Origin of the sequence: Nitrospira sp. (assembly GCA_035968315.1) — a bacterium.
GTDB lineage: Bacteria > Nitrospirota > Nitrospiria > Nitrospirales > Nitrospiraceae > Nitrospira_D.
Genome location: JAVYIN010000007.1, coordinates 521,133 through 544,602, shown reverse-complemented (window position 1 = coordinate 544,602; position 23,470 = coordinate 521,133). Strand labels below are relative to the sequence as shown.

The 23,470-nt window shown below is 61.3% G+C and carries 23 protein-coding genes and 2 tRNA genes; 4 read left to right on the top strand and 21 right to left on the bottom strand.

The window, feature by feature from the left end:
• Nucleotides 1-513: 513 nt before the first annotated feature.
• Nucleotides 514-1,188 (bottom strand): SOS response-associated peptidase, encoded by a 675-nt coding sequence (locus RI101_12475; GenBank protein ID MEC4890864.1) that lies wholly within the window; start codon nt 1,186-1,188, stop codon nt 514-516.
• A gap of 269 nt (nt 1,189-1,457) precedes the next feature.
• Here RI101_12475 and RI101_12470 point away from each other — a divergent pair, with 269 nt between their 5' ends.
• Nucleotides 1,458-1,976 carry a polymer-forming cytoskeletal protein gene (locus RI101_12470; protein MEC4890863.1) on the top strand — a complete coding sequence of 173 codons (519 nt, stop codon included), beginning with the start codon at nt 1,458-1,460 and terminating at the stop codon, nt 1,974-1,976.
• A gap of 63 nt (nt 1,977-2,039) precedes the next feature.
• On the opposite strand, the gene RI101_12465 is transcribed toward RI101_12470, so the two are convergent.
• The 9 genes from RI101_12465 to RI101_12425 all read right to left on the bottom strand — a co-directional run bounded on the left by RI101_12465 (nt 2,040) and on the right by RI101_12425 (nt 9,754).
• Nucleotides 2,040-2,465, bottom strand: a complete 426-nt coding sequence (locus RI101_12465) for a hypothetical protein (GenBank protein MEC4890862.1) — start codon at nt 2,463-2,465, stop codon at nt 2,040-2,042.
• 245 nt (nt 2,466-2,710) lie between these two features.
• Nucleotides 2,711-3,805 carry an alkene reductase gene (locus tag RI101_12460; protein MEC4890861.1) on the bottom strand — a complete coding sequence of 365 codons (1,095 nt, stop codon included), beginning with the start codon at nt 3,803-3,805 and terminating at the stop codon, nt 2,711-2,713.
• A 312-nt stretch (nt 3,806-4,117) separates the two neighbouring features.
• Nucleotides 4,118-4,387 carry a hypothetical protein gene (locus tag RI101_12455; protein MEC4890860.1) on the bottom strand — a complete coding sequence of 90 codons (270 nt, stop codon included), beginning with the start codon at nt 4,385-4,387 and terminating at the stop codon, nt 4,118-4,120.
• The gene (locus RI101_12450; GenBank protein ID MEC4890859.1) at nt 4,384-4,950 is read right to left on the bottom strand and encodes a nucleotidyltransferase; all 567 of its coding nucleotides are present in this window, start codon (nt 4,948-4,950) and stop codon (nt 4,384-4,386) included. Before RI101_12450 ends, RI101_12455 begins: the two co-directional genes overlap by 4 nt.
• Nucleotides 4,951-5,102: 152 nt before the next feature.
• Nucleotides 5,103-5,411, bottom strand: coding sequence for an EscU/YscU/HrcU family type III secretion system export apparatus switch protein (locus tag RI101_12445; protein ID MEC4890858.1), 309 nt, complete (start codon nt 5,409-5,411; stop codon nt 5,103-5,105).
• A gap of 30 nt (nt 5,412-5,441) precedes the next feature.
• Entirely contained in the window at nt 5,442-6,740 is a 1,299-nt protein-coding gene (locus RI101_12440; protein MEC4890857.1) for a flagellar hook-length control protein FliK, read from the bottom strand.
• A gap of 106 nt (nt 6,741-6,846) precedes the next feature.
• Nucleotides 6,847-8,163, bottom strand: a complete 1,317-nt coding sequence (locus RI101_12435) for a dicarboxylate/amino acid:cation symporter (GenBank protein MEC4890856.1) — start codon at nt 8,161-8,163, stop codon at nt 6,847-6,849.
• A gap of 82 nt (nt 8,164-8,245) precedes the next feature.
• Nucleotides 8,246-8,321: transfer RNA gene (locus RI101_12430), tRNA-Lys, on the bottom strand.
• 107 nt (nt 8,322-8,428) lie between these two features.
• Nucleotides 8,429-9,754 carry an adenylosuccinate synthase gene (locus RI101_12425; GenBank protein MEC4890855.1) on the bottom strand — a complete coding sequence of 442 codons (1,326 nt, stop codon included), beginning with the start codon at nt 9,752-9,754 and terminating at the stop codon, nt 8,429-8,431.
• A 209-nt stretch (nt 9,755-9,963) separates the two neighbouring features.
• Between RI101_12425 and RI101_12420 the strand changes: the two genes are divergently transcribed.
• Both RI101_12420 and RI101_12415 read left to right on the top strand, forming a co-directional pair.
• Nucleotides 9,964-10,039: transfer RNA gene (locus tag RI101_12420), tRNA-Ala, on the top strand.
• Nucleotides 10,040-10,137: 98 nt separating this feature from the next.
• Nucleotides 10,138-11,985, top strand: coding sequence for an ABC-F family ATP-binding cassette domain-containing protein (locus RI101_12415; GenBank protein MEC4890854.1), 1,848 nt, complete (start codon nt 10,138-10,140; stop codon nt 11,983-11,985).
• A 105-nt stretch (nt 11,986-12,090) separates the two neighbouring features.
• Here the strand turns inward: RI101_12415 and RI101_12410 are convergent, their stop codons facing one another.
• Entirely contained in the window at nt 12,091-12,480 is a 390-nt protein-coding gene (locus tag RI101_12410; GenBank protein ID MEC4890853.1) for a PilZ domain-containing protein, read from the bottom strand.
• A 51-nt stretch (nt 12,481-12,531) separates the two neighbouring features.
• Complete coding sequence (locus tag RI101_12405; GenBank protein MEC4890852.1) at nt 12,532-13,827, bottom strand: replication-associated recombination protein A; 1,296 nt, start codon at nt 13,825-13,827, stop codon at nt 12,532-12,534.
• A 107-nt stretch (nt 13,828-13,934) separates the two neighbouring features.
• Here RI101_12405 and RI101_12400 point away from each other — a divergent pair, with 107 nt between their 5' ends.
• Entirely contained in the window at nt 13,935-14,732 is a 798-nt protein-coding gene (locus RI101_12400; protein ID MEC4890851.1) for an alpha/beta fold hydrolase, read from the top strand.
• On the opposite strand, the gene folE is transcribed toward RI101_12400, so the two are convergent.
• The 9 genes from folE to RI101_12355 form a co-directional block, all read right to left on the bottom strand.
• Nucleotides 14,729-15,373 carry a GTP cyclohydrolase I FolE gene (gene folE, locus RI101_12395; GenBank protein ID MEC4890850.1) on the bottom strand — a complete coding sequence of 215 codons (645 nt, stop codon included), beginning with the start codon at nt 15,371-15,373 and terminating at the stop codon, nt 14,729-14,731. The genes RI101_12400 and folE overlap by 4 nt on opposite strands.
• Before the next feature lie 9 nt (nt 15,374-15,382).
• Entirely contained in the window at nt 15,383-15,814 is a 432-nt protein-coding gene (locus RI101_12390) for a 6-carboxytetrahydropterin synthase (protein MEC4890849.1), read from the bottom strand.
• A 117-nt stretch (nt 15,815-15,931) separates the two neighbouring features.
• On the bottom strand, nt 15,932-16,252 hold the full coding sequence (gene erpA / locus RI101_12385) for an iron-sulfur cluster insertion protein ErpA (GenBank protein MEC4890848.1): 321 nt from the start codon (nt 16,250-16,252) through the stop codon (nt 15,932-15,934).
• Nucleotides 16,253-16,316: 64 nt separating this feature from the next.
• Nucleotides 16,317-16,664: a 2Fe-2S iron-sulfur cluster-binding protein gene (locus tag RI101_12380; GenBank protein MEC4890847.1), complete on the bottom strand. Its 348-nt coding sequence runs from the start codon at nt 16,662-16,664 to the stop codon at nt 16,317-16,319.
• Nucleotides 16,665-16,673: 9 nt separating this feature from the next.
• Nucleotides 16,674-17,972, bottom strand: coding sequence for an NADH-quinone oxidoreductase subunit NuoF (nuoF, locus tag RI101_12375; GenBank protein MEC4890846.1), 1,299 nt, complete (start codon nt 17,970-17,972; stop codon nt 16,674-16,676).
• A gap of 231 nt (nt 17,973-18,203) precedes the next feature.
• Nucleotides 18,204-18,791 carry a urate hydroxylase PuuD gene (locus RI101_12370; GenBank protein MEC4890845.1) on the bottom strand — a complete coding sequence of 196 codons (588 nt, stop codon included), beginning with the start codon at nt 18,789-18,791 and terminating at the stop codon, nt 18,204-18,206.
• Nucleotides 18,792-18,881: 90 nt separating this feature from the next.
• Nucleotides 18,882-19,826 (bottom strand): malate dehydrogenase, encoded by a 945-nt coding sequence (gene mdh, locus RI101_12365; protein MEC4890844.1) that lies wholly within the window; start codon nt 19,824-19,826, stop codon nt 18,882-18,884.
• Nucleotides 19,827-19,894: 68 nt separating this feature from the next.
• Nucleotides 19,895-20,302 carry a hypothetical protein gene (locus tag RI101_12360; GenBank protein ID MEC4890843.1) on the bottom strand — a complete coding sequence of 136 codons (408 nt, stop codon included), beginning with the start codon at nt 20,300-20,302 and terminating at the stop codon, nt 19,895-19,897.
• Nucleotides 20,303-20,416: 114 nt separating this feature from the next.
• Nucleotides 20,417-23,449 carry a VWA domain-containing protein gene (locus RI101_12355; GenBank protein MEC4890842.1) on the bottom strand — a complete coding sequence of 1,011 codons (3,033 nt, stop codon included), beginning with the start codon at nt 23,447-23,449 and terminating at the stop codon, nt 20,417-20,419.
• Nucleotides 23,450-23,470: the final 21 nt, after the last annotated feature.

Below are 23,470 nucleotides of genomic sequence, written 5' to 3'. Positions count from 1 at the left end.
GGTATTGATCGTGATAGACGCGCTCCCACGACCGGTCCGGATAATCGCCCAGCGGGTTCCCGACTTCGATGACCGGCTGCAGCGCGGTCAACGCCAGGACTTTATCCGCCACCGCCACTGCGGCCACGGTCCCCGCGGAGATTTTGAGGAACTGCCTACGTGAAAAAAACATGAAGGATCTCCTCCTTGCCAAAATGAATAAAATGGATGAGGACCCGTTGCATCGCCGAGTTCGCCCCGCTTCACCTCCTTTTCAATCGCCAGCGCTGGGAAATTCTTGCCCAGCACTGGGAACGCGGCGCCACTTATAATGGCAATTACTATGCCGACAAACCCATGGCGATAAGAACATGTAAAATATTGAAATGTTGAGTGAGTACGGCGTTTTAACGGAAGAACGCCGCAAGAAGTGCGCGATGAGAATCGCTAAATATCGCGATCGGCTTAACGAGAGTCGCGATATATAGCGACTGCTATGTTAGCCAGGGAAAGCACCTCTGCCTTGAGATTTCTCTATATCGGAACCGACTCAAGACAGTCCGGAGCATCATGCCGTGGATTATTCACCAGCGTGCCAACCTGGTAGGCCTCCAATTCCTCACTGGGATAGGGACGAAGAAGGGCCGTGAGAGAAGCGGCCTGCTGAACGTGCGGGTCCATCCACTGGCCATACGAATCGGGCGGCAGAATCACCGGCATCCGATTGTGAATCGGTTGCAGCAGCTCGTTCGGGTCCGTCGTGAGGATCGTACAGGATTCGATCGCCTCCCCGTCCGGAGGCCGCCACTGCTCCCACAGGCCGGCAAAGGCAAAGGCCCCGCGGCTCTTCAACCCGATCCACATCGGCTGCTTCACCCGGCCCTGAACCTGCCACTCATAAAACCCCGTTGCCAGCACCAGGCAGCGCCGGGCCTTGAAGGCGCCACGAAACGACGGCTTCTCCGCCACCGTCTCCGCCTTGGCATTGATGCACTGAAACCCGACCTTGGGGTCCTTGGCCCAGGAGGGAATCAGCCCCCAGCGCACCGGCACCAGCTCACGGCTGGCGGCCCCCGGCGCGATCCGAATCACAGCGACCGGTTGTGACGGGGCGATATTGTACCGAGCCGTAAGCCCAGGCGGCACCGCGACGCCAAACTGTTGCGCGATCATCGAGGCCGAAGCCGTTTGGGCAAACCGTCCGCACATGGGCGGAAGCCTAGCACAGGAGGCAACCGGGCAGCCACGCGCCAGAGGCCACTGCCTCGAGAACTGCGCACACCAACCCGACGACCCTCCGACCTGACTCCCCTCACCTACAGGCAGATAGTCCGCCTCTCATCATGCTCCGAGCTAGGTAGCGGATACTGCTGAACAATTGCCGAATTCCCAGAAGGCACGGATGTTGCTGAACTGCCCCATGTATAGTCCATCACAGGTGTCGTCCAGGATGCGCCCGTCGCGTAAGGAGGAACCGTATGTGGGAAACCAAGAAGCAGAAAGTCAGTCAGAACGGCGGCGAGAATTTTACCGTGCTCGGCAAAGACGTCACCTTCAAAGGCGTCGTCCATTTCGAAGGCACCGTCCAGCTCGACAGTTGCTTTGAAGGAGAGATCCATACCAAGGGCGTCCTCGTCGTCGGCGAACATGCCGTCATCCGTGGCACCGTCTCCGTCGGCACGCTCATCAGCAGCGGGAAGATTCACGGCACCGTCGCCGCGTCCGACAAAGTGCAGCTGCTGAAATCCGCCGTGCAGATCGGCGACGTGCAGGCCCCGCTGTTCTCCATCGAAGAAGGCGCCTACTTCCGGGGCCTCACGGAAATGGGGCCCCGTCCTTCGGCCGAGGACTCTTCGGAACTGCTCAACGCCCTGCCAGACCAGGCCCTGTGGAAAAACACGGGAACGCTCCCGCTGACCGAGCAGGAATCAGGCACCAAACAATTGGCCTACGACCAGGTACAGGAAGAACTGATCCGCCGCTCCGTGCCGCGCTGACCGGCTTCTTGCGGAACGAAGGGGATACCGAGAAAAGCATGGATGGCCGCGGACGAGGCCGCGTTAAAACGGGATGCGAATGCCCAGCCGGAATTCGTTTGGCACGAAGCTCTGCCCGAACAAGCTGCGGAGCCCGGACTCCGCCGGAGCGGAAAGACGGTTATTCACGGAACGATCGACATCTGACATGTAACCGCCGCCGAAGCTGGCCCCCAAAAACGGCATCACCGTGGTCCCGCCAATCGAATAGCGCCCGCTGATGGTGGGCGCCTCTTGAGCGATCGGCAAAGACGATCCCGATCCAGGCGGGATGGCCTGCGCCGGAAGAGCAGCCTCATTCTTCATGGGAACCGTCTCGACCTTGCCAACGGCCTCCACCTGTGGCGTGCCGGTAACGGGCGAACCATCACTCCCGGCTGCCACCGCATGGGGAAACCCCATCATGACCATCAGGCCAATCACGGAGAGGATTGCAGCGCGGTGTGTCATCGAGGGCCAGCGTCCTTTCGCTCTCTTTTCACCATACAAAGAGAACGACAGGGATACAAGACCCGCGCCAGGCATGTCCCTCAACATCATCAAGGGCTTGGGAAATCCAGGCCTGGCGGCTGTCCATTCTTGTCCCCAGTCCCTGTGGTAAAAACCCCTCTATCGCAGGGCACAAGGCACGAGATCGGACCAGGCCCCCAATACAGAGCCCCCGAGCCGAATGGGTCGCTGGCAGCAAGGCTCAGTTAGGGTGTCAAAAAGGGGTAGTCGGTGTAGCCCTTTTCACCGCCGCCATAGAAGGTGCTTCGATCGTAGCGATTGAGCGGCGCCCCCGTGGCCAAGCGCGCGGGCAGATCAGGATTGGCAATAAACAATCGCCCAAAGGCCACTCCATCCGCTAACCCGGCAGCGAGGGCCTCTTCAGCCGTCTCTCGGTCATAGCCCCCGGCCATGACGACTTTCCCCTTGAACAACTGGCGAAAGAGCCGAGCCGTGCTCGGCGCCCCTTCATGCACCTGGTCGCTCCCTCCGGCATCCGTCGCGCGCGGCTCGATCAGATGCAGATAGGCCAGTCGCAACGGGTTGAGCTGTTCAATCACATAGGTGAACAAGCCGAGGGAATCGCGATCGGACATATCGTTGAATATGCCATAGGGGGACAGCCGGATCCCCACGCGCTCACTGCCCCACACCTCAATGACCGCGTGCAAGACTTCGAGCACGAGGCGGGTTCGATTGGCCAGGCTCCCGCCATAGGCATCGGTCCGGCGATTGCTGCCGTCATGGAGAAATTGATCCAGCAAATACCCATTGGCTGAATGAACTTCGACGCCATCGAAGCCCGCCGCTTTTGCCTGCCTGGCCGCATGGCGGTAGGAGGCAATCACACCGGAAATCTCGCTGACCGACAGCGCGCGCGGTGCTTCATAGTCTGCCAGCTGCCACGAAGCCGTATAAACCTGTCCCTTGGGCGCAACGGCTGACGGCGCGACCGGCACCCCCTCGTCAGGATGCAGCGAGGAGTGAGAAATGCGGCCCACATGCCAGAGCTGCGAGAGGATCTTGCCGCCCTTGGCATGGACCGCGTCCGTCACTCTGCGCCAGCCCGCCACCTGTTCATCGCTATAGATGCCCGGTGTCGCGGGATAGCCCTTGCCCAACGGGCAAATCTGACTGGCCTCCGTGATGATGAACCCCGCGCTCGCGCGTTGCGCATAATATTCGGCGGCCAAGGGGCCAGGCACATCTCCCGCGCCAGCCCGCATCCGCGTGAGCGGCGCCATGATCACGCGATTCGAAGCGGCAATGGCTCCAAAGGTTTCCGGCGTCAATAGTTTCATCGTCGATCGTGCCCTTTTCGCTGAATGGTTGCGGGTGATGAACAATTCGCTGGCAGGCAGGAGTCACGTCAGCCCGGAGGGGGACACAAGCCATGAGCGATATGACGAGAAGAACCTCCCCAGCCAATTGCTCTCGCTCAAGAGAAGATCTCCGCGGCCTCTTCTATTCGCTGCAGTTGGCTGCAAAGTTTACCCTCTTTCCCAACAAGAAATCACCAGCCTGGTAGGGAAACCTGAACGATGAAAGGTGAAACGTGGGAACGGGCCGGATGTGCGGAGCGTTGCGCGCAGGGGTAACGACGGCAATGCTGGCTACTTGACGGCGGGCCTGGCGGCAGATTCGATGGCGGCGAGAATTTTGGCGCGGCGCTCGGCATCGACTTCGTGCCCGTAGAAGCGAAGGAAGAGACCTTTGCGAATAGTCTCGACCGTGGCCTTCGGATCATCCTCTTTCAAGGAGGCCTCCATGAAGGCGCGTGCGGTGTCGCGCATGGCACATCCCATCATCAGCCGCTCTTCTCCGGTCCGCTGCATAAGCATGGTCCGGTAGCGCTGATCCATTTCGGAGGAGGTATCCTTCACGCTGACACCTCCTGATACAGCGGGGTGAGCCCCAATCGGTCCGCCCAGCGAGCCAGATAATCGGCATCAAGCCCCTGCACCGAACTGATGAGGTTCCGGACATCATTCAATTGCATCTGTGACCGACTCTTTTTCGCCCAATCCAGCTTGGAGAGAATGAGATCTTCGGGTGACACAATGAAAATCTGCTGGCCTGCGATGGACACCGCCCGCCGCCGTGCAAACTCTTCTCGGCGGTAATCGGTCTCTTTCCGAACGACACAGTCTACCTTGACCACCAACGCATTGTGAATCATGTTGAACATAGCCTGGTCCCGAACGGCCCGCTGAACCATGTCTCGATCGACATAATATTCCTGCTCAAACAGGCGGGCGACTCGCTCCACATCCCGTTCGGATAGCTCAATCACCAGGTCAATATCGCGAGTCATCCGGGGAATGGCATAATAGTTCGCCGCCATTGACCCGGTCACCATATACGGGATACCGGCCCGTTCCAACCCCGCGGTCACTGCTTTGAGAACCTCTAGCTCGTCGCTCACGGACAGATTGTTCTCCATTATTCTTGTGGATGCCCGCGCAGCTTACCCCTTTCCCCGCGAGAAATCATTAGCCCCATAGGGACGTGAGACGCGACTGGTGAAACGCAGGAAAGGGTCGGATGTGCGGAGGTGAGGGCCAAGGACGAACCGGACTGGTTGCGAGAGGCCTCTACTCAGTTGCGCCTGCGCTGGAGCCCGTGCTCCGCTTTCCATTGTTCGTTGAACCCATAGAGAAAGACCAGAATTTCCGCCACGGCCCGGTACAGATCGGGCGGGATGCTTTCGTTCAGGTCCAGCTGCAGCAGCAATTCGATCAGGTCACGGTCTTCGCGGATCGGCACGCCGGCGGCGCGCGCGGCCTGGATGATGCGCTCGGCCAATTCGCCGCTCCCCTTGGCCGTGACGCGCGGCGCCGCATATTTCGGCGGCGTGTATTCCAGCGCGACAGCATAGGGTCTGTTCGATGTCCGCTTGCGTCCCATACGGCACTGGCTCCTCGCCGGGCGAGCCCGCTAGATTTTCAGATTGAGCAGATTCCTGGCAGCCGCGGTGGGAACCGGCAGATCTTCCCCCCTGACAAGCGCCGGATCGGCCACCGTAGACGACAGCCCCTCCACCTGGAAACCCTGGCTAGTCAGCCCTTGCCGCAACACCGGCAGCATGAGCGCCATGGCCTGATCGATCTCCGGCCGTTCCACCATCACCCGTGCCGCCAAACGCGTGCCGGTCAACAAGGCATCCACCCGGATAGAGCCGATCCCATCGAGCTCCAGCAACGTAACGAGGCTGTAGGGCTTCGCGGACGGCCGCGGTTCCTGCCCGGCCCCCTCGCCATCCGGCTGGACGACGTAGAGAAACAGCGACGCCACCGGCCCGGCAGTCAGCGGCACATTGAGCATGAGGGGCAGCCCCTGCTGCACATTGAGCGCGTTGAGGACCTGTTCGCGCTCAATCACCTTCAGCATCTGCTGGGCGTCCTTCACCCAGGCAGGCACTGGCGCGCGCGCCGATGCGGGCTCCTCTGCGCCGGAGGCCGCCGCCGTCTCATCATAGGCCCCTTTGCCATGGACTTTGAGCACCTCCAAGAGCCACTTCTTGAGGGTGATCCCAGACGCCTCAGAATTCCCAGGCCCAGCGGCCTCCTGCTCCGCAGAGGACCGCAGGGATCGCTCATACTGCAACCCTTTGGCCTCCAACGCCTCCTTGAGGCCAGGTCCATCGGCCCGAGCGGCGTTCAGCAACAGCCGCAGCGCGAGCTGTTCCAATTCTTCCCCCGCTTGTTCCGGCAAGGCTTGTCTTTTGACCGCTTCGCGAACGGTCTTGAGCAGCCGCTGGAAACTCTTCACAAAGGATTCATCGGCCGGCAACAAGGCCCGCAGAAGTTGGGCAACAGGGTCCGGCAAGCCGGCCTGTCTGGAGGATTGGAGCTGGGCTGCCTGCGGCAGCTCTCTAGCCGCAATCTGCCGGAACTTCTCCGGCCCGTCGCTACCAGCCTGGATGGATAGCCCGCCGGAATCGCTCGCGCCGGGCTGGCGTCCTGCAGACGGCCCAGGCAAGGGATCGAGCTTGAGCAGGATCTGGCCGTCGCTTCGTTCGACCCGGGCTTGCAAGACCTGGCCGATCCGCAATGGTCCGGCCAGAGAGCTGGCTTTGAGCCGCAGGCCCTTGACGGAGACTACCATTCGGCCATCGTCCAGCAACTCCAGCACCGTTGCCTGAACGGCTTCGCCGGAGTTCAAGACCGCCCACGGCTCCGGCCGCTCTGACGCGAGCGGGATGAACTCGGTGATGTGCAACCGCAACGGTTCCATAGACATTCCACTCCAGTAGGGTATCGGCCCACCGGGAAGGAAACTTAATGATGCAGCCTACGGCCTGACGCGTAACAAGTACCCCGTGGGAAGAATGCGCTGACAGCTACTCGCGTGCAACAGGAATGGAGGACGGGGCCCCTTGGCCAGCGTCGAGGAGAATGGCGACGAGCATATCGCTCATGACGTTCACGCCGGAACGGGCGCGGGCGATGATCCAATCCACGGTCATGATGAGGGGGATGGCCGCGATGATGACCTGGTCCGGCAAGCCAGCGGCAGAAAGCACCAGCGGCAGCACGATGAGCCCGGCTTCCGGAATGCCGGCCACACCCGCCCCCGCGATGATGGAGGCGAGGACGATCAACACCTGGCTCGCCATGGGCAGATCGAAGCCCAGCGCCTGGGCGAGAAAAAGCGCGGCCATGGCTTCATAGAGAGTAATACCGTCATTGTTGAGATTCGTGCCGACACAGGCGGCGAGGCGCGACGATTGGGGCGAAACCTGCATGCGCTCCAGGCACCGGAGAGTGACCGGCACGGTGGCCAGGCTGCTGTTGCACGACACGGCCGTCATGATGGCGTCGGCCCCCTGTCCCAGATAGACCTTCGGCGGCTTCTTCCCGACCAGCCAGGCGGCAAGCGGATAATAGAGCAACGCATGAACGGCGAGCCCCGCCAACATGGCGGCGAGGAAAAGCCAAAGCACGGAGAACACGCCGACGCCCGATTTGCCGACGACCTGCGCGACGACGCCGAAGACGGCCAGCGGCACCGCCAGGATAATCCAGCCGAGCATCCGCACGAGCCACTCATAGATGCGCTCGATGGCCCGCACGATCACGGCGATCACCCCGCCCGCTTGTCCCGATTCACTATACCCGTATCGCAGGATGGCGCCGAGCACCAGAGCAAGGAGCACGACGCCAATGATGTTGTTGCTGGAAAAGGGCTCCGTGATGGTACGGGGAATATAGGACGCCAGGTATTCGATCGGGCTCTGCGATCCGGCCCGCACGTTTTCCAGAACCGCCGCGGACGGCTTGGCGCCCGGCACCAGGTGGAGCAATTCCTCGACATGCCCGTTCCAGGCCAGGCCCGGCTGCCAGGTGTTCATGATGACGAGGCCAATGACCATGGCAACGGAAACATTCACGAGGCAGATGACGAGCAATTTGCCCCCCTGGCGCAGGGGAATGCTGGTGCGGATGAGGGCATCGAGGATGGCGAAGAAAATGAGCGGGACGGCGAGGGTCTTGAGCAGCGTGACCACGAAGAAGCCGAGCTTGCCTAGCTGCTCGTTCCGCACGCCGCCCCAATACGGCTCCTGGCCAAAGATAGCGCCCAGCAGCGCGCCCACGGTCACGGCGATGAGCACTTGCATGTACAGCGGCAGCGTAATCCGGCGTGATGTGGCCTGCATGGTGGTCTCGTGTGGGCAGTCAGACGTGTGCCCCCTGGCGGCCACACGGAATAGGGAGGGCGGTTCGTCCAAGATTGCAACGTGGTGAGCCGGCTGGGACTCGAACCCAGGGCCCTCGCCTTAAAAGGGCGATGCTCTACCGACTGAGCTACCGGCTCACACAGGATATTGCAGATTGCGACGGGGCACTCGACCGGATGGAGACTTCGCGCGCGCCTGCGCCCCATCTTACCATTGCCGGCTGACGAATGCCCAGGGACAATGCTCAGCGCCGCCCACGGCTGGCCGGGCGGCGGCGAGAACAGTCCAGCGGATTGCGGAGGATGATCGTTTCCGCGCGCTTGGAACCGGTTGAGATCATGTCGATCCGGCACTGGGCCAGCTCTTCAATGCGGGCCAGATACCGCTTGGCTTCCGCGGGCAGCTGCTTGTAGCTGGTGGCTCCGGTGGTCGACGCGCTCCAGCCTTTCATACGCTGATACACAGGCTGACAATTGGTCAAGGCTTCCAGATCCGAGGGCATGTCTTTATAGAGCACGCCCTCGTGTTTGTAGCCGGTGCAAATCTTCAACTCTTTGCAGCCGTCGAGCACATCGAGCTTGGTGACGGCCAGGGAGGTCAGCCCGTTGACTTGGACGGCATGCCGAACGACGACGGCATCGTACCAGCCGCACCGGCGCGCGCGCCCGGTGGTGGATCCGAACTCCCGCCCGCGGGTCTGCAAACCCTGTCCGACCTCGTCCGTCAGCTCCGTCGGAAACGGACCGCTGCCGACCCTGGTGGAATAGGCCTTGGCAATGCCCATCACGGCGTCGATCATCGTCGGCCCGACGCCGGTGCCCGTGCAGGCGCCGCCCGCGGAGGAGCTCGACGAGGTGACGAAAGGATAGGTGCCGAAATCCACATCCAGATGGGTGCCCTGCGCCCCTTCAAACAGGACGGTCTTGTCCTTTGCGATGGCCCGATTCAGCAGGGTGGTGGTATCGACGATATGGCTCTTGAGCCGCTCGGCGTAGCCCATGTATTGCTCGAACACTTTATCGACCTGGAACGTCTCGACTTTGTAGAGCCGCTCCAGAAACCAATTCATCTCGACGAGATTTTCTTCCAGTTTCTTTTTGAACAGCGGCGGGTTCAACAGGTCGCCCATGCGGATGCCGATGCGCGCCATCTTGTCGGCATAGGACGGGCCGATCCCCCGGCCGGTGGTGCCGATCTTCCGCGATCCCTTGGACTGTTCCGCCGCCCGGTCGATGGCCTTATGGTAGGGCAGAATCAGATGCGCCCGCTGGCTGACGGCAAAATTCTTCCCGATCTTGATGCCCTTGGTCTGCAGCTGATCCATTTCCTCGATCAGTGCGCTCGGATCGACGACAACGCCGTTCCCGATGATGCAGGTCGTGCCGCGATAGAGAATCCCGGAAGGGATCAAGTGGAAAATGTAGGTGTCCCGCTCATTGATGACGGTATGCCCGGCATTGGACCCGCCTTGATAACGGACCACGATGTCGGTGTCATGGGCCAAGATATCGACGATCTTGCCCTTGCCCTCATCGCCCCACTGGGCGCCGATAATGACGAGATTCCCCATAGTCCTCAGTCCCCGCCCCATCCCCTCACGATCACACAAAAACGGCTCTGACCAAACAGGGAGATCAGAGCCGAGGGTGCCCATGGTAGGTGCCCCCTCTCCGTTTGTCAAGCCGACAGCGCCGCCGGATGTCTTTCTTGACCCGAAAGGAATCAGCATGTTAGCATGCAGGACTTCTCGCGGAGTGACTCTCTCTAGACCAACGGTGTGGGGCTGTAGCGCAGTTGGGAGCGCGCGTGAATGGCATTCACGAGGTCGCCGGTTCAATCCCGGCCAGCTCCACCAAACCAACCTTCGGTTGAACCGCGCATCTAGATCGCTGTTTTGCATCGCGCGCGGATATTCAATGCTCATTCGACTTTCTGCCACGCTGAACAATTGCCATGCTACAAATCGAATCGGTCAGTAAACACTACTCGACGAAAATCCTGCTGTCCGGCGCGTCCGCGCACCTGCGCCCGAATTCACGGGTCGGGCTGGTCGGACCCAACGGCGCCGGCAAAACGACGCTCTTCCGCATGATCCTGGGAGAAGAGTCGCCGGACAAGGGCACGATCCGCAAGCGGCCCCGCCTCCGTGTCGGCTATCTTCCGCAGGAGCTGGAAACCATCACGGGCAAAAACGTGCTGGACGCGACCCATCGCGATCTGTATCCCGAGCACGAAGCCGAACGCATCCTCATGGGATTGGGATTCTCCGAGATCGATTTCACCCGCGAGGTCGAAAAACTGTCCGGCGGCTACCGCATGCGCGTCGCCTTGGCGCATCTGCTGCTCTCGAATCCCGATGTGCTCATGCTGGACGAGCCGACCAACCACTTGGACAAACCGACGCAACGCTGGTTCGAGCAGTTCCTCCTGGACTCGAACATGACGCTGCTGATCATCAGCCACGACACCGCGTTCCTGGATCGCGTCGTGACCCACATCTGGGATCTCCGGCACCATAAGATCGAAGAATATCGCGGCAACTACACCTCGTTCCAAAAGCTCCGGGCGGAGCGGGACGCGCAGCGCGAGGCCGCCGCGGGACGCCAGGCCAAAGAGGTCGCGCGGGTCCAAACCTTCGTCGATCGGTTCCGCTACCAGGCGAACAAAGCGAGCCAGGTCCAATCGCGCATCAAGCAGCTTGAGAAGGTCAAGATGATCGAGATCAAGCGCGACCCCAAGCGGGTCAAGTTCCGGTTCCCCACCCCGGCGCCCAGCGGGCGGCAGGTGCTTGAGCTGCAGGGCGTCGCCAAGAGCTACGGGGAAAAGATCATCTACCGCTCGCTTGATTTCTCCGTGGAGCGCGGACAGCGCATCGCGCTGGTGGGCGAAAACGGGGCCGGCAAGAGCACGCTGCTCAAAATGCTGGCCGGCGCGCTGGCCTTTGAAAAAGGCAAGCGCACGGTGGGCCATGGCGTCACGCTCCACTACTTTGCCCAACACCAAGCCGAAACGCTGAACCCCGAACATTCGATCCTCGAATCCTTGGAGGAAGTCAGCAAGCACGCGGAGATGAATTTCCTGCGCGGCATCGCCGGCGCGTTCCTCTTTTCCGGGCAGGACCAGAAAAAGCCGATCAAGGCCCTCAGCGGCGGCGAACGGAACCGCGTGGCGCTCGCCCGCATGCTGGTTGAGCCGGCCAATACGCTGCTGCTCGACGAGCCCACGAACCATTTGGATCCCAGCTCCGTCGATGTGCTGACCGATGCCATGACGGAATTCCAAGGCACCCTCGTGTTTATCTCCCACGACCCCACATTCCTCTCGCGCATCGCCACGCGCGTTGTCGAGATCGAGGATGGACGCGCCCGCGACTTCATGGGCGACTACGAATACTATTTGTGGAAGAAAGCCCAGGAGCTGGACTCGATCAAGGAGACCCAGGAAGAGCTGAACGGGAAAGCGCAGGCCAAGGGATCGGGCCCGACGAAAGCCATGGTCGGACAGGTTCAACCCCAGCCCAAGGAGTCCGGCGGCGAACGGCGGGACCTCAACAAAACACAAGCCCGCCTCGAAAAGCAGGTGTCGCGCGCGGAAGCCGAGATCGCGGAACTTGAGAGCAAGGTGCAAGCCAGACAGACGGAATTGGCCGACCCGGCCCTCTACAAAGAATTCGCCAAGTGGAATGTGCTGCACCAGGAGCAGGATGGCTGGAAGCGCGACCTGGAACGGCTCACGGCACGCTGGGAAGGGCTGTCGGCCGAGCTGGAAGAGGTGAAACAGAAACTCGCGGCCTTGGCCTAGCAACATCGCCGCGGGAAACATGCGAAACCGGCGGGACGAGCCCGGCAGAGAAGATTCCGGGCTGCGCGCCGCGCCACTCTCGCGAGAAGCCCGTCGCGCACGGAGTTAGACGGAGGTTTTGAGCGTTTCTTCCAGGTAGTAGTAGAGCCAGCGGTTTTTTTCCTGCGTGACCAAGTCGTCCCACACCACCCCGATCAAAAACCCCTTCTCCCAGTTCCTGACCCAGGCGACCGTCCCCTCCAGCCGTTCCTGCTGTTCCGCCCCGTCTGAGTCCAGGAAGGCGAGGGACACGGTCACTTTTTCATTCGCAGGAAACCGCTCTTTGGTGCGGAGCCCCGCCCCGATTTTATTCACATTATCCAGCACGGCGGTACAGGCGCGGCCCCCGCTCTTGGGCGCGATCAACGCCGACCCCACCAGCGTGGCGCGCACAAACTTCCGCCGCTCGCTGGCCGCCGTCAGATTTCCACTTGGTTTGGACTCTCCTCGCTTCATATGTCCTAAGTATAACCGATTAGAAAACTTTGTAAACCACTTAAAATGGCATTATTTTCCAGGCCTTGGACGATAGTACTGCCGCGTTTTCAAGACATCGGGCAAATGCGCCTGTTCAGCCTTGGCCTGAGGATCGTCATGGACATACCGGTAGCCCTTCCCGTAGCCGATCCCCTTCATCAGCGACGTCACCGCATTCCGCAAGTGCAGCGGAACCCCAAGATTTCCATGGGCTTTCGCATCCTCCAGCGCCTCCAGCAAACCGACATAGGACGCATTGTCCTTGGGGGCGGAAGCCAGGTAGGTCGTGCCCTGCGCCAGGTTGATTTGGGCCTCCGGCAGCCCCACAAACTGCACCGCCTGCGCCACCGCATTGGCCACGATGAGCCCCATCGGATCGGCGTTGCCCACATCTTCTGACGCGAAGATCACCATGCGGCGGGCAATGAATTTCGGGTCCTCCCCCGCTTCCAGCATCCGGGCCAGCCAATAGAGCGCCCCATTGGGATCGGAATCACGCAGGCTTTTGATATAGGCGGAAATGACGTTGTAATGTTCCTCGCCTGCCTTGTCATACCGCAGCGCCTGTTTGTTCAACGAAGCCGTGAGCAGCGCGTCATCGATCACCCTCGTGCCATCCGCTCCGGCCGGCGCCTGCGTCACGACAAACTCGGCCGCCGTGAGCAACGCCCGCGCATCGCCGTTGCCGAAGGCCACCAGCCGCTGCCGCGCTCCGGGCAACAGACGCGCCTTCAGTTGTCCCAGCCCGATGTCTGAATCGGTGATCGCCCGGTCCAGGATCTGGCCCAGAGCCTCGTCGGAGAGCGGCTTGAGGACGACGAGGATCGAGCGTGAGAGCAGCGGGCTGATCACTTCAAACGAGGGGTTCTCCGTCGTCGCCCCGACCAGAATCACCGTGCCCCGTTCGACGTGGGGGAGAAAGGCGTCCTGCTGGGCCTTGTTAAAACGATGAATTTCGTCGACGAAGAGGACGGTCTTCTGCTGCTGCAACGCGAGCCGGTGCTCGGCGGCCTTGATGATCTCGCGCAATTCGGGAATGCCGCCGGTCACGGCGGAAAACGCGACGAAATGGGCTTTCGTGTGCCGGGCGATGAGATGGGCCAGCGTGGTCTTTCCCGAACCAGGCGGGCCCCAGAAGATCACGGAGGACAGGCGATCGGACTCGATGGCCTTTCGCAGAGGCCGTTCCGGACCGACAATCTCATCCTGCCCGACAAAGTCGGCAAACTCCTTCGGACGCATCCGCTCCGCCAAAGGCGCATCGGCCTTCTTTCCGGCAATCGCGGTGGCAAATAAATCAGGCTCTGGTTCGCGCGGAGTCGGCATCAGACGCTCCTACAAATGAACGGATTGTATACGCCGACTCTCCTGATCGCAAACGGCCCCTTGACCATGTGCGCCACCAATGCTACGAACAGCACCGGCCTGGAGAGATGCCGATGCACGCCACGATCAACGGGATATCGCTCGCCTATCACGATCAGGGGAAGGGCCTCCCCATCGTCTTTCTGCATGCCTTCCCGCTGAATCGAACGATGTGGGCGCAGCAGGAGACGGCCCTATCGTCACAATTTCGTATCATCACCATCGATCTGCGCGGACATGGCGAATCCGACGCCCCGCTCTGGCGCTACACCCTCGACCAGGCGGCCGACGATGTACGAGCGCTCTTAGACCATCTCGCAATCCAACAGGCCCTCTTTGTCGGCCTGTCGATGGGCGGCTATATCCTCTTTGCGTTCTATAGGAAATATGCGAATCGGGTAAAGGGACTGGTGCTGGCCGATACGAGAGCACAGGCGGATACGCCGGAGGGAAAAGAGGGGCGGTTTCAGATAGCCCAGATCGCCTACAAACAGGGGCCATCCGCCATCGCCGATCTCATGCTCCCGAAGCTCTTGAGTCCCGCGACGATCCAGAGCAGGCCGGAACTTGTTCAGCGAGTCAGAACGATGATCGAAGGAAATCAGATCAGTGGGATTGCCGGAGACTTGATGGCGATGGCCGATCGCCAGGACTCAGTGCCGCTCTTGCAACGGGTCGCCTGCCCCACCCAGATCATCGTCGGCGATCTGGACCAAGCTACCCCTCCGGCGGATGCCAAACTCATGGCCGAGCAAATTCCCCACGCGAGACTAGCCATCATCCCCCAGGCCGCACACTTAGCGAACCTCGAACAACCTGACGCATTTACGAAGATCGTGGCGGCCTTTGCCGGCGAACTCGCTTAGTCTGACTCGCCGACGCTGCCGCGCCGGATGAGCTTCAAAAATTCCAGCCTGGTCTGCTGCTGGGTGCGGAACGCGCCGAGCATGGAGCTGCTCACGGCCACCGTGTTCTGCTTCTCTACCCCGCGCATCATCATGCAAAGATGCCGCGCTTCCACAACCACACCGACGCCATGCGCATTGAGTTTCGTCTTCAGGGTTTCGGCGATTTGCACGGTGAGCCGTTCCTGGACTTGAAGCCGGCGGGCGAAGGTATCTACGATCCGGGGAATCTTGCTGAGCCCGACCACTTTCTTGTTCGGCAGATAACCCACATGCACTTTGCCGAAAAACGGCAGCATGTGGTGCTCGCACATGCTGAAGAAATCGATGTCTTTCACGATGACCATTTCGTCGTACTCGATCGGGAACAGCGCGCCGTTGAGGAGATGGTCGATGTCGCGCTGGTAGCCCTGCGTCATGAAGGCGAGCGCCTTGGCGACCCGCTCGGGCGTCTTGAGCAACCCGTTGCGGCCCGGCTTCTCGCCGAGGGCCAGCAGCATCTCGGTCACCAGTGATTGCAGGACCTCGACATCCGCCGGACGGCCCGTCCCGCTCGCGTCATCACTCTCCGCCCGCCGACGAACCGATGCTCGTTTTGCCATAGTCTCTCCCTAGGAATGCGCCGACACCGGCGCCGGCCCGGAATATTCGAAATAATTGTCTCGAGTTTCGATGACGCCCACTTTCTGCAGCTGCCCGGGCGGCAACTCAGTCACAAGAAGGTCCCAGATCAACAGGACCAGATTTTCTCCGGTCGTCGTCCGTGACGCAAATTCGGGATCGAGGTTCAGGTCGTGGTGATCGAACCGGGCGATGATGCGGTCGGCGACGATCCGGTCGAGTTCGCTGATCGACACCCGCCGGCCGCTCCCCGTCCCATCGGCGCCGGAGATCGTCACGAGCACCACATAGTTATGCCCGTGCCCGTTGGGATTATTGCACTTCCCGAAGACGGTCCGGTTGTCCTCAGGTGACAAGTGCTCGGTGTGCAGCCGATGGGCGGCACAGAACCGATACCGCCGGATGATGCTCGCCTGTCCCATGCTCGCTCGCCGCTCTTACGTTGAAAAATACGAAGCCAGGATCACCCGCAACCGGATGACCCTGGCTTCACGCTATCTCACCAGTCTGGGCAGAGGTCCTCTACTCAGAACAGCCGTTTATGCGCTGAACGAACTGCCGCAACCACAGGTGGTTTTGGCTTGCGGATTCTTGATGGAGAACCCGGAGCCCTGCACGCTGTCGACATAATCGACTTCCGCGCCCTGCAAGAGGGGAGCGCTCTGGGAATCCATGATGACCTTCACATCGCCCTTTTCAATGACGGTGTCGTCTTCGGCCATCTTGGACTCGAAGGCCATCCCATATTGATAGCCATGGCACCCGCCGCCACGGACATAGACGCGCAGACCGACCACATCCTTCTCTTCGGCCATCAACTCGCGGATCTTCTGTTCTGCCACCGGTGTAATCGTAACCATTGAGTTCCTCCTCTATCTCCAGATCCGCAACCTGCGTCCTGGGTTAGCTTAGTGTAACACCTCTCTACCGAATATCAACACCCCGCGCTTCAGACTGCTTCGTCGTCGGCTCGGCAAACTTGGATTCGGGCACCCGGACCACGACATCGCCCAACACCCTTGCCTGGCAGCCAAGCCGGTGCCAGGGCTCACGAAGAGCTTCCCGATCCAGCAAATCCTGCTCGTCGAAGTCGATTTCCGAAAGGTTTTCCGCTCCGGACTGCACTTCGACCCGGCAGGTCGTACAGGAGGCATTCCCCCCACAATCGTGGTTCAAGGGAAACCCCAGTTCCTTGGCCGCATCCAACAGAGTCAGGTTTCTCGTCACACTCCCGCTCTTCCCTTGCGGATGCAGAAACGTCACACGCGGCATCTCGTCCCTCTATGAATGAGCCCCGACCGCCGCAGGCTTGAACGGACAGCGTTGCAGCCGGAGATGCTCTTCGTATTCTTTTTGGAACAGCTTCACGCTGCTCTGCACCAGTACGGCGGCTCCGGTCACTAGCGTGCAGTACCCGGTGCCTTTCACAAATCCGCAGAGCTGCAACAGGCTGTCCAAATCCTTTTGCGTCCCCTGCCCCTCTTCGATCTTGGCCATGAGCGTGGCAATGTTGTTCGTTCCCATCCGGCAGGGGGGACATTGCCCGCAACTCTCGCCCTTGAAGAAATTGGAATATTTCAGCGTCGCGGCCACCATGCAGGTGGCATCGTCTATCACAATGGTGCCAGCCGAACCCAGGCCTGTGCCGGCTTTCTTGAGCGAGTCGAAATCCATCTGTAAATCCAGCTGATCGGCCGTGACCATGGAAAAGGCCGGGCCGCCGGGGAACACGGCCTTGATATTTCGCCCGCCCGGCACGCCGCCGCCGCACTTCTCGATCAGCTCGCGAATCGTCACGCCCATCGGCATTTCGTAGACACCGGGCCGATTCACCGCGCCGCTGAGCGAAAACATCATCGTGCCGGGGCACTTTTCCGTTCCGACTTGGGTAAACCAGGACGCGCCCTTATAGAGAATCCGCGGGATATTGCAGAGCGTTTCGACGTTGTTGACCAGGGTCGGCTTTCCATACAGGCCGAAATCCGTCGGATAGAAGGGCGGCTTCTGCCGGGGCATGGCCGGGCGCCCCTGCATCGACTCCAGCATGGCCGTCTCTTCACCGGCCACATAGCTGCCGTAGCCATCAAAGACTTGGAGTTCGAGATCGTAGCCGCTGCCCAAAATATTCTTGCCCAGAAACCCCTTGGCCTTGGCTTGCTCCAGGGATTTTTTCAGATTATTCCGCTCGTCTTCGTACTCGTGATTCACATAGATGAAGGCCGCTTTGGCCTGGACCGTATGCGCGGCGATCAGGCAGCCTTCGATCAGCTGGTGAGGAATCGAGCGCAGCAAATGCCGGTCTTTGAATGTCCCCGGCTCATGCTCGCCCGCGTTGCACACGAAATAGTGCTCTTTGACACGATGGTTGAGCACCTTATCCCACTTCACACCGGTCGGAAATCCCGCGCCCCCGCGCCCGCGAAGGCCGGCTTTCTTGAGCTCTGCCACGATGTCGTCAGGCGTCATGCCGGACAGGCAGCGCTTCCAGGCTTCATAGCCCCCGACTTTGAGGTAGCCTTCAATCTCCCAAGGCTGCCCCTCAAGCTGTTGCACTAAACGAGGTTCCGTCGCAATCGACATACATCTTCCTTCAGAAGAAATTCCGCGAGTTTAGAGGGTGTACTATAAGGCTGCCCCTACGCCTTCGTCAAGGTAACGGGGTGAGAATAGGCCTGAATCTCAAGCAGTTAGGGCAAGGGCCCTATGGGAGGATAGGCATACAGGGCCTCCTGACCGGGAGTGTCCCGGAAGGGGAACGCGATCTGCCCGCCGGCGGGATAGAAACCCCGCCGGCGAGAGACACGTTGAGACTTACTTGAAGTGGCTTCCGGCACCCATGAAAAACAACATGGGAATGGAGAGCAGGAAGTTTACGCGCGAGGCGAGCAACGCGGTCCGGCCCCATTGGGCCATTTCCGGCGGAGCCGGCGTGCCCTGCGCCGCGGCCGTCACGGCCGCAATGATCTTCTTCTGGTTCGGCCAGATAATCCCGTGCACGTTCCCCATCATGATGATGCCCAGCAAGCCGCCGATGGCGAGCGCATAGGCGCCGGTTCCACCCTGGCTATAGAGCTTGGCGTACAGCACGATCCCGGCCAGCACCGTCACCGTAGCTCCGTGCCGAAACCAGTTCAGCGCCGAGGGCATCAGCTTGGGGATCACAATGTTCTTCGTCGGCCCATCAAGACTCTTGAGGAACGCCGCATTGATCAAGTTGAAGAAATAAAGCAGTCCGATCCAGGTGATCCCTGCGAGGAAATGAACCCAGCGGACGATCATCCCCACCCAATCGGCCTCCCCCGCGCCCACACCGGATATCCCGAGAAATACCACTATCAGGATAACGGCCAGCGCGAATCCCGCGCCAATCGTCTGCATCGGATCTTCAAGAAATTTCATAGTCCCCTCTCCTCCTCCGGTTTATGTTCCCCGGCGCAGTGTTCCTGCGCCCCTCCAAGCATGTCAAGCAAGCCGGTCTGCCCGCTCCGCTCAGTACCCCATCACACGATCGACATTGGCGCAGAGCTCGCGCACGGCATCGGCCGACGTCATCAACGCCGCCCGCTCATCCGCCGTCAGCTCGTACTCCAGAATCTCTTCCGCGCCGCCACGGCCCAGCTTGACTGGGACGCCCACAATGACATCTTTCAATCCATACTCCCCTTCGCACAACACCGCCGACGGCAAGACCCGCTTTTGATCCAGCATGATCGCATCGACCATATCCACCGCCGAGGCCGACGGCGCATAGAAGGCGCTGCCCGTTTTCAGCAACCCGACGATCTCCGCTCCGCCCTCGCGCGTGCGCTTCACGATCGCGTCCAACCGGTCCTTGGGAATCAACTCCGAGGCCGGCTTTCCCTTGACCGTCGTATAGCGGGGCAGCGGCACCATCGTATCACCGTGGCCACCGAGCACCATCGCCTGCACGTCCGGCCCCGGCACATTCAGCTCCGTGGCAATGAACGTACGCATGCGGGCCGAGTCGAGCACCCCGGCCATGCCGATGACACGGGACTTGGGAAACTGGCTGACCTTCAGCGCGACATGGACCATCGCATCCAGCGGATTGGTCACCAGCAACAGGATGACCTCGGGCGATCGCGCCACCAGTTCCTTGACCACGGACTGGACAATCTTGCAATTCGTGGCGAGCAGTTCATCGCGGCTCATGCCCGGCTTGCGCGCGATGCCGGAGGTGATGACCGCCACCGACGAGCCCGCCGTTTCTTCATAGCCGTTCGTCCCGACCACCTTCGTGCTGTAGCCGCACACCGGACCAGCCTGGGCAATATCCAGCGCCTTGCCCTGCGGCACCCCCTCCACAATGTCCACCAGCACCACATCGTAGCGATCTCGCTCGGCCAGCCGCTGTGCCGCCGTGCCGCCGACGTTACCTGCGCCCACCACCGTAATTTTCGGTCGCCCCATCATCGACTCCTCGTTAGGCGTAAAACGTAAAACGTGACGCGCCCATCCCCTGACGCCTCACCCCTAACCCCTCACGCATGTTCATGTTCCGTCCAGCCCGCGACTTTGAAATTGATGGTGCAAACAAAATTTTCACCATCGTAAAAATTCACTTTGATTTTCTTCTTCCCGAACGTCGTGGCCAGAAACTCCTCCGGATTATCGACCAGCGCTTGATACCCGCCGGCCGGGTATTCCGCCAGATCGTGGAACACCACGATCATCCCCACCTTCACTTCTTGCAACAGCTTGGCCGAGCAGCGCGGATAGACCTCCCAGAACTTGGCCTCGATCAAATCCTTGGTCGGCTCAGGCCGATCCTCCCCTGGCTTGACCGGCTGCGCAAACTTCGCCAGCCGCCGTACATAGGGATACTGATGCCCGGTGAACAATTTATAGAGCCACGGCGGCACCGTCGGTCGTTCAGTTTCATTCGCCATATGTTGCTTCTCGTGAAAAGTGAAACGTCAAACGTGAAAGGATTGATCCGTGGATCACACCTTCCGCATTCCAATTCCATTCACTTCTCACGCCTCACCTTTCACGTTTCACGCTTACGCCGTCAATCGTTGATAAATTCTCGGCAACTTCGCGGGCAAGGCCTCGACGCGATCAATCACCGCAAACTGCACATCCCCGTACATGCGGCGGAGATACGCATCGGCATCCCGGTCGATCGTGACGCAAAAAGGCCCGATCCCCGCCTGCCGGGCTTCGCGGAGCGCGGCCTTGGTATCTTCCAGCGAATAGTCGTCTTTATAGTCTCCGTCCAGGGGACGGCCGTCACTGATCAGCACCAGGAGCTTCGTCCGGGCTTCGCGCGCCCGCAGCCGCGCCGTCGCATGACGGATCACCGCCCCGTCACGGTTCTGCTGCCGGGGGAGCAGCCCGCCCAGCCGCTGCGCCGTGGCCGGCCCCACGCGCTCATCGAAATCCTTCACGACCGCGCACTCGACCTGCCCCCGCCCCTGCCCGGAATAGGCAAAGAGCGCGTACTGGTCGCCGACCGCCTCCAAGGCTTCGCACAGAAGTACCAGACTTTCCTTCTCAATGTCGATGACCCGCCGGCCATTTTCAAGCTGCCGGCTCGTCGAGCCGCTCACATCGACCAGAAACGCCACCGCGACGTCCCGCTCCTTCTTTTCATGGCGCACATAGATCCGGTCGCTGCCTTCCATCCCCGCCTGCTGCTCGGCGACCCGCCGAACGACCGCATCGATGTCCAGATCTTCGCCGTCCGCCTGGGCCGCCGTCCGCCGAAACGCCGGGGGACGCAGGCTTTCAAAAAACCGGCGGAGCGTCTTGATCGCGCTGCGATGCGCCGTCAACGTGGCCGCCACCGACTCATCGGACCCCGGCTCGGCCACCCGTTCGACCACCCGGCACCAATGGGGGCGGTAATCCTGAATCGCCACATCCCATTCCGGATACCGGATCTGCCGCACTCCGTCGCCGGCTGGCTCGTCCGTCAGCCGCTCCTCCACCGGCAGCGCCAGCATCTCCTCCACCACCGCCGGCAGCGCCCGCCCGCCGCCCAACACATCGCCCATCGTATCGTGCCGCTGCCCGCCGGAACCCTGCGCGCCGCCGCCCTGTTCTTTGGATCCCCCGCCGCCGCTGGCGAGCTGTTCCACCTCAGACTGCGGCTCCGCTTCCTCGCGCGCCTGCTCCGGGTCACGCGTGATGAACTCGGGATTCATCTCTCCGCGATAGACCCAATTCGTGATCGGACGATAGTCGTCGCCGCTCTGCTCCGAACCGGTCGGGCCCACTCCCGCCTCATTCGTCTCTTCCACCACCTGATCCGCTTGAATCATCTCGGCCTTGGGCGCCAGCAGCTCTTCCATGCGGAGGTACACGGCATCCGCCAGACGCACGACATCCTCCGCCGTCGCGGCAGGCGCGAATGCCGGCTGGCTCAGCTCCCACAGCAGCGCCACTTCTGCCTGCACCGCGCGCGGCACCGCCGAAGCGGCCGATTCCCCGGTCGAAAGGCGCAAGAGACAATCGACGATCAATTCTTTCACGGTCAGCCCATGCGCCGGATCTCGCGGCGTCACCGCCTCGCCCGCCAGGCGCTGCAAGTCCCGCTGAAGACCGGGATACTCGCGCTGCAAATGGGCTTCGACCCGCGCATCTTCGAGGACCATCCAAAGGTCCTGCATGAGCCGCGGATGGGGATAGAGCCGAAACAGCGCCGCCAGCGAGGCTGGCTGCCTGTCACCACGCCCATACCGCTGGCACACCGCCCTGACCACATCGTGCAACGGGGCGAGCGTCAACCGGTACGTGCCGAATTCCAGATGCCCCGCCTCATGGGCGGCCATCACCAGATACAGCCGCACGTTCTCGTCGTAGGTGGGATACCGTCGAAGCAGCGCCGGCAGCGAGATCGTCCGCCCGTCGGCACTAACCGTCGCCCGGGCACTGCCGGTGGCGGCGGAATCCGGCAAGGCCTGAATCATCACATCAGTGCCGCACAGGCCTTGCACGAACAGTTTGACGGTCCGTGCGACCTGCCTGAGCGGCACGCCGCTCAAGGCCTGTTCCACCGAGGCCAGCGACTGCTGCGACTCCAACCCGAAATAGGCGCGGGCGCCCTCGACACTATAGGCCAGCACTTCCATCCCGGCCTTGAACCAATTTTCAAATCGCGTCACCGCATCGGCGGAGACGCCGATCATGCCGATGATCTCCGGCGCCCGCCGGAGATACGACAGCGCGGTTTCCGCATCCTTTTCCGCCAGCAACCCGCCGTACTGCACGACCTTCACCTGCCACTCGACGGACGGCAGCGGCCGAAGCAGTTTTGGAGACTCGGCCAGCCAGGCAATGGCCGATGCCGGCGACTGTTCGGCCAGCGCCGCCCCTAACGAGACCACTTTCGACCGGACCGGCGGCTGCTCGATATCGCCCAAAATCGCCGGGCTGGTCCGCAAGAACTCCATCGTGCCCAGATAGTCCGGCTTGCCGATCGTGTTCGGCTGAATCAGCTTCATCCCGAACGCCACCCAGTTCCGGATCTCGCCCAAGCCCAGCACAGGCGCCACGGCCGCAATCTGCCGGATATATTCGAGCCCCACCACGACATCGATCTGCGTCAGCTCGACGCCGACATCGAGCCAGGGCTGGAGCTGATCCGACGGGAGCACCGCGAGAATCTGGGGGGCCGTGCGCAGATATTCCAACGTCACGTTGGCGTCTTGTTCGGCGAATTCAAGGCCCGTGGCCAAGATGGCCTGCCGTGCGGCCTCCGCCTCCACGATGCCAAGAATCCGCGGGCTGTCTTTGAAATACTTGAGCGCCGTCGCCCCGGAGGATTCCGCCAAGGCAATCCCAAGGTCGAACCAGGCCACGATGGAGGCCAATCCGGCTCGCCGGTCCAGTTCAGGGAGGGCCTCGATCGCCGCGCGCGCCACCTTCTCCGACACGCCGCCCAATTCGTCGAGCATCGCCAGCGTTGCAGCGACAGGATCGGGCTTGCCCCCCATCAGGGCCAGACGAGCCACGAGCTGTGCCGCCGGCGCGGAGCCAAGCTCTTCCGCCAGACGTGCCGCCAATACTGTTTCGGCCTGCGATGCTGCCATAATCCTCGCGTAAAATCCGGG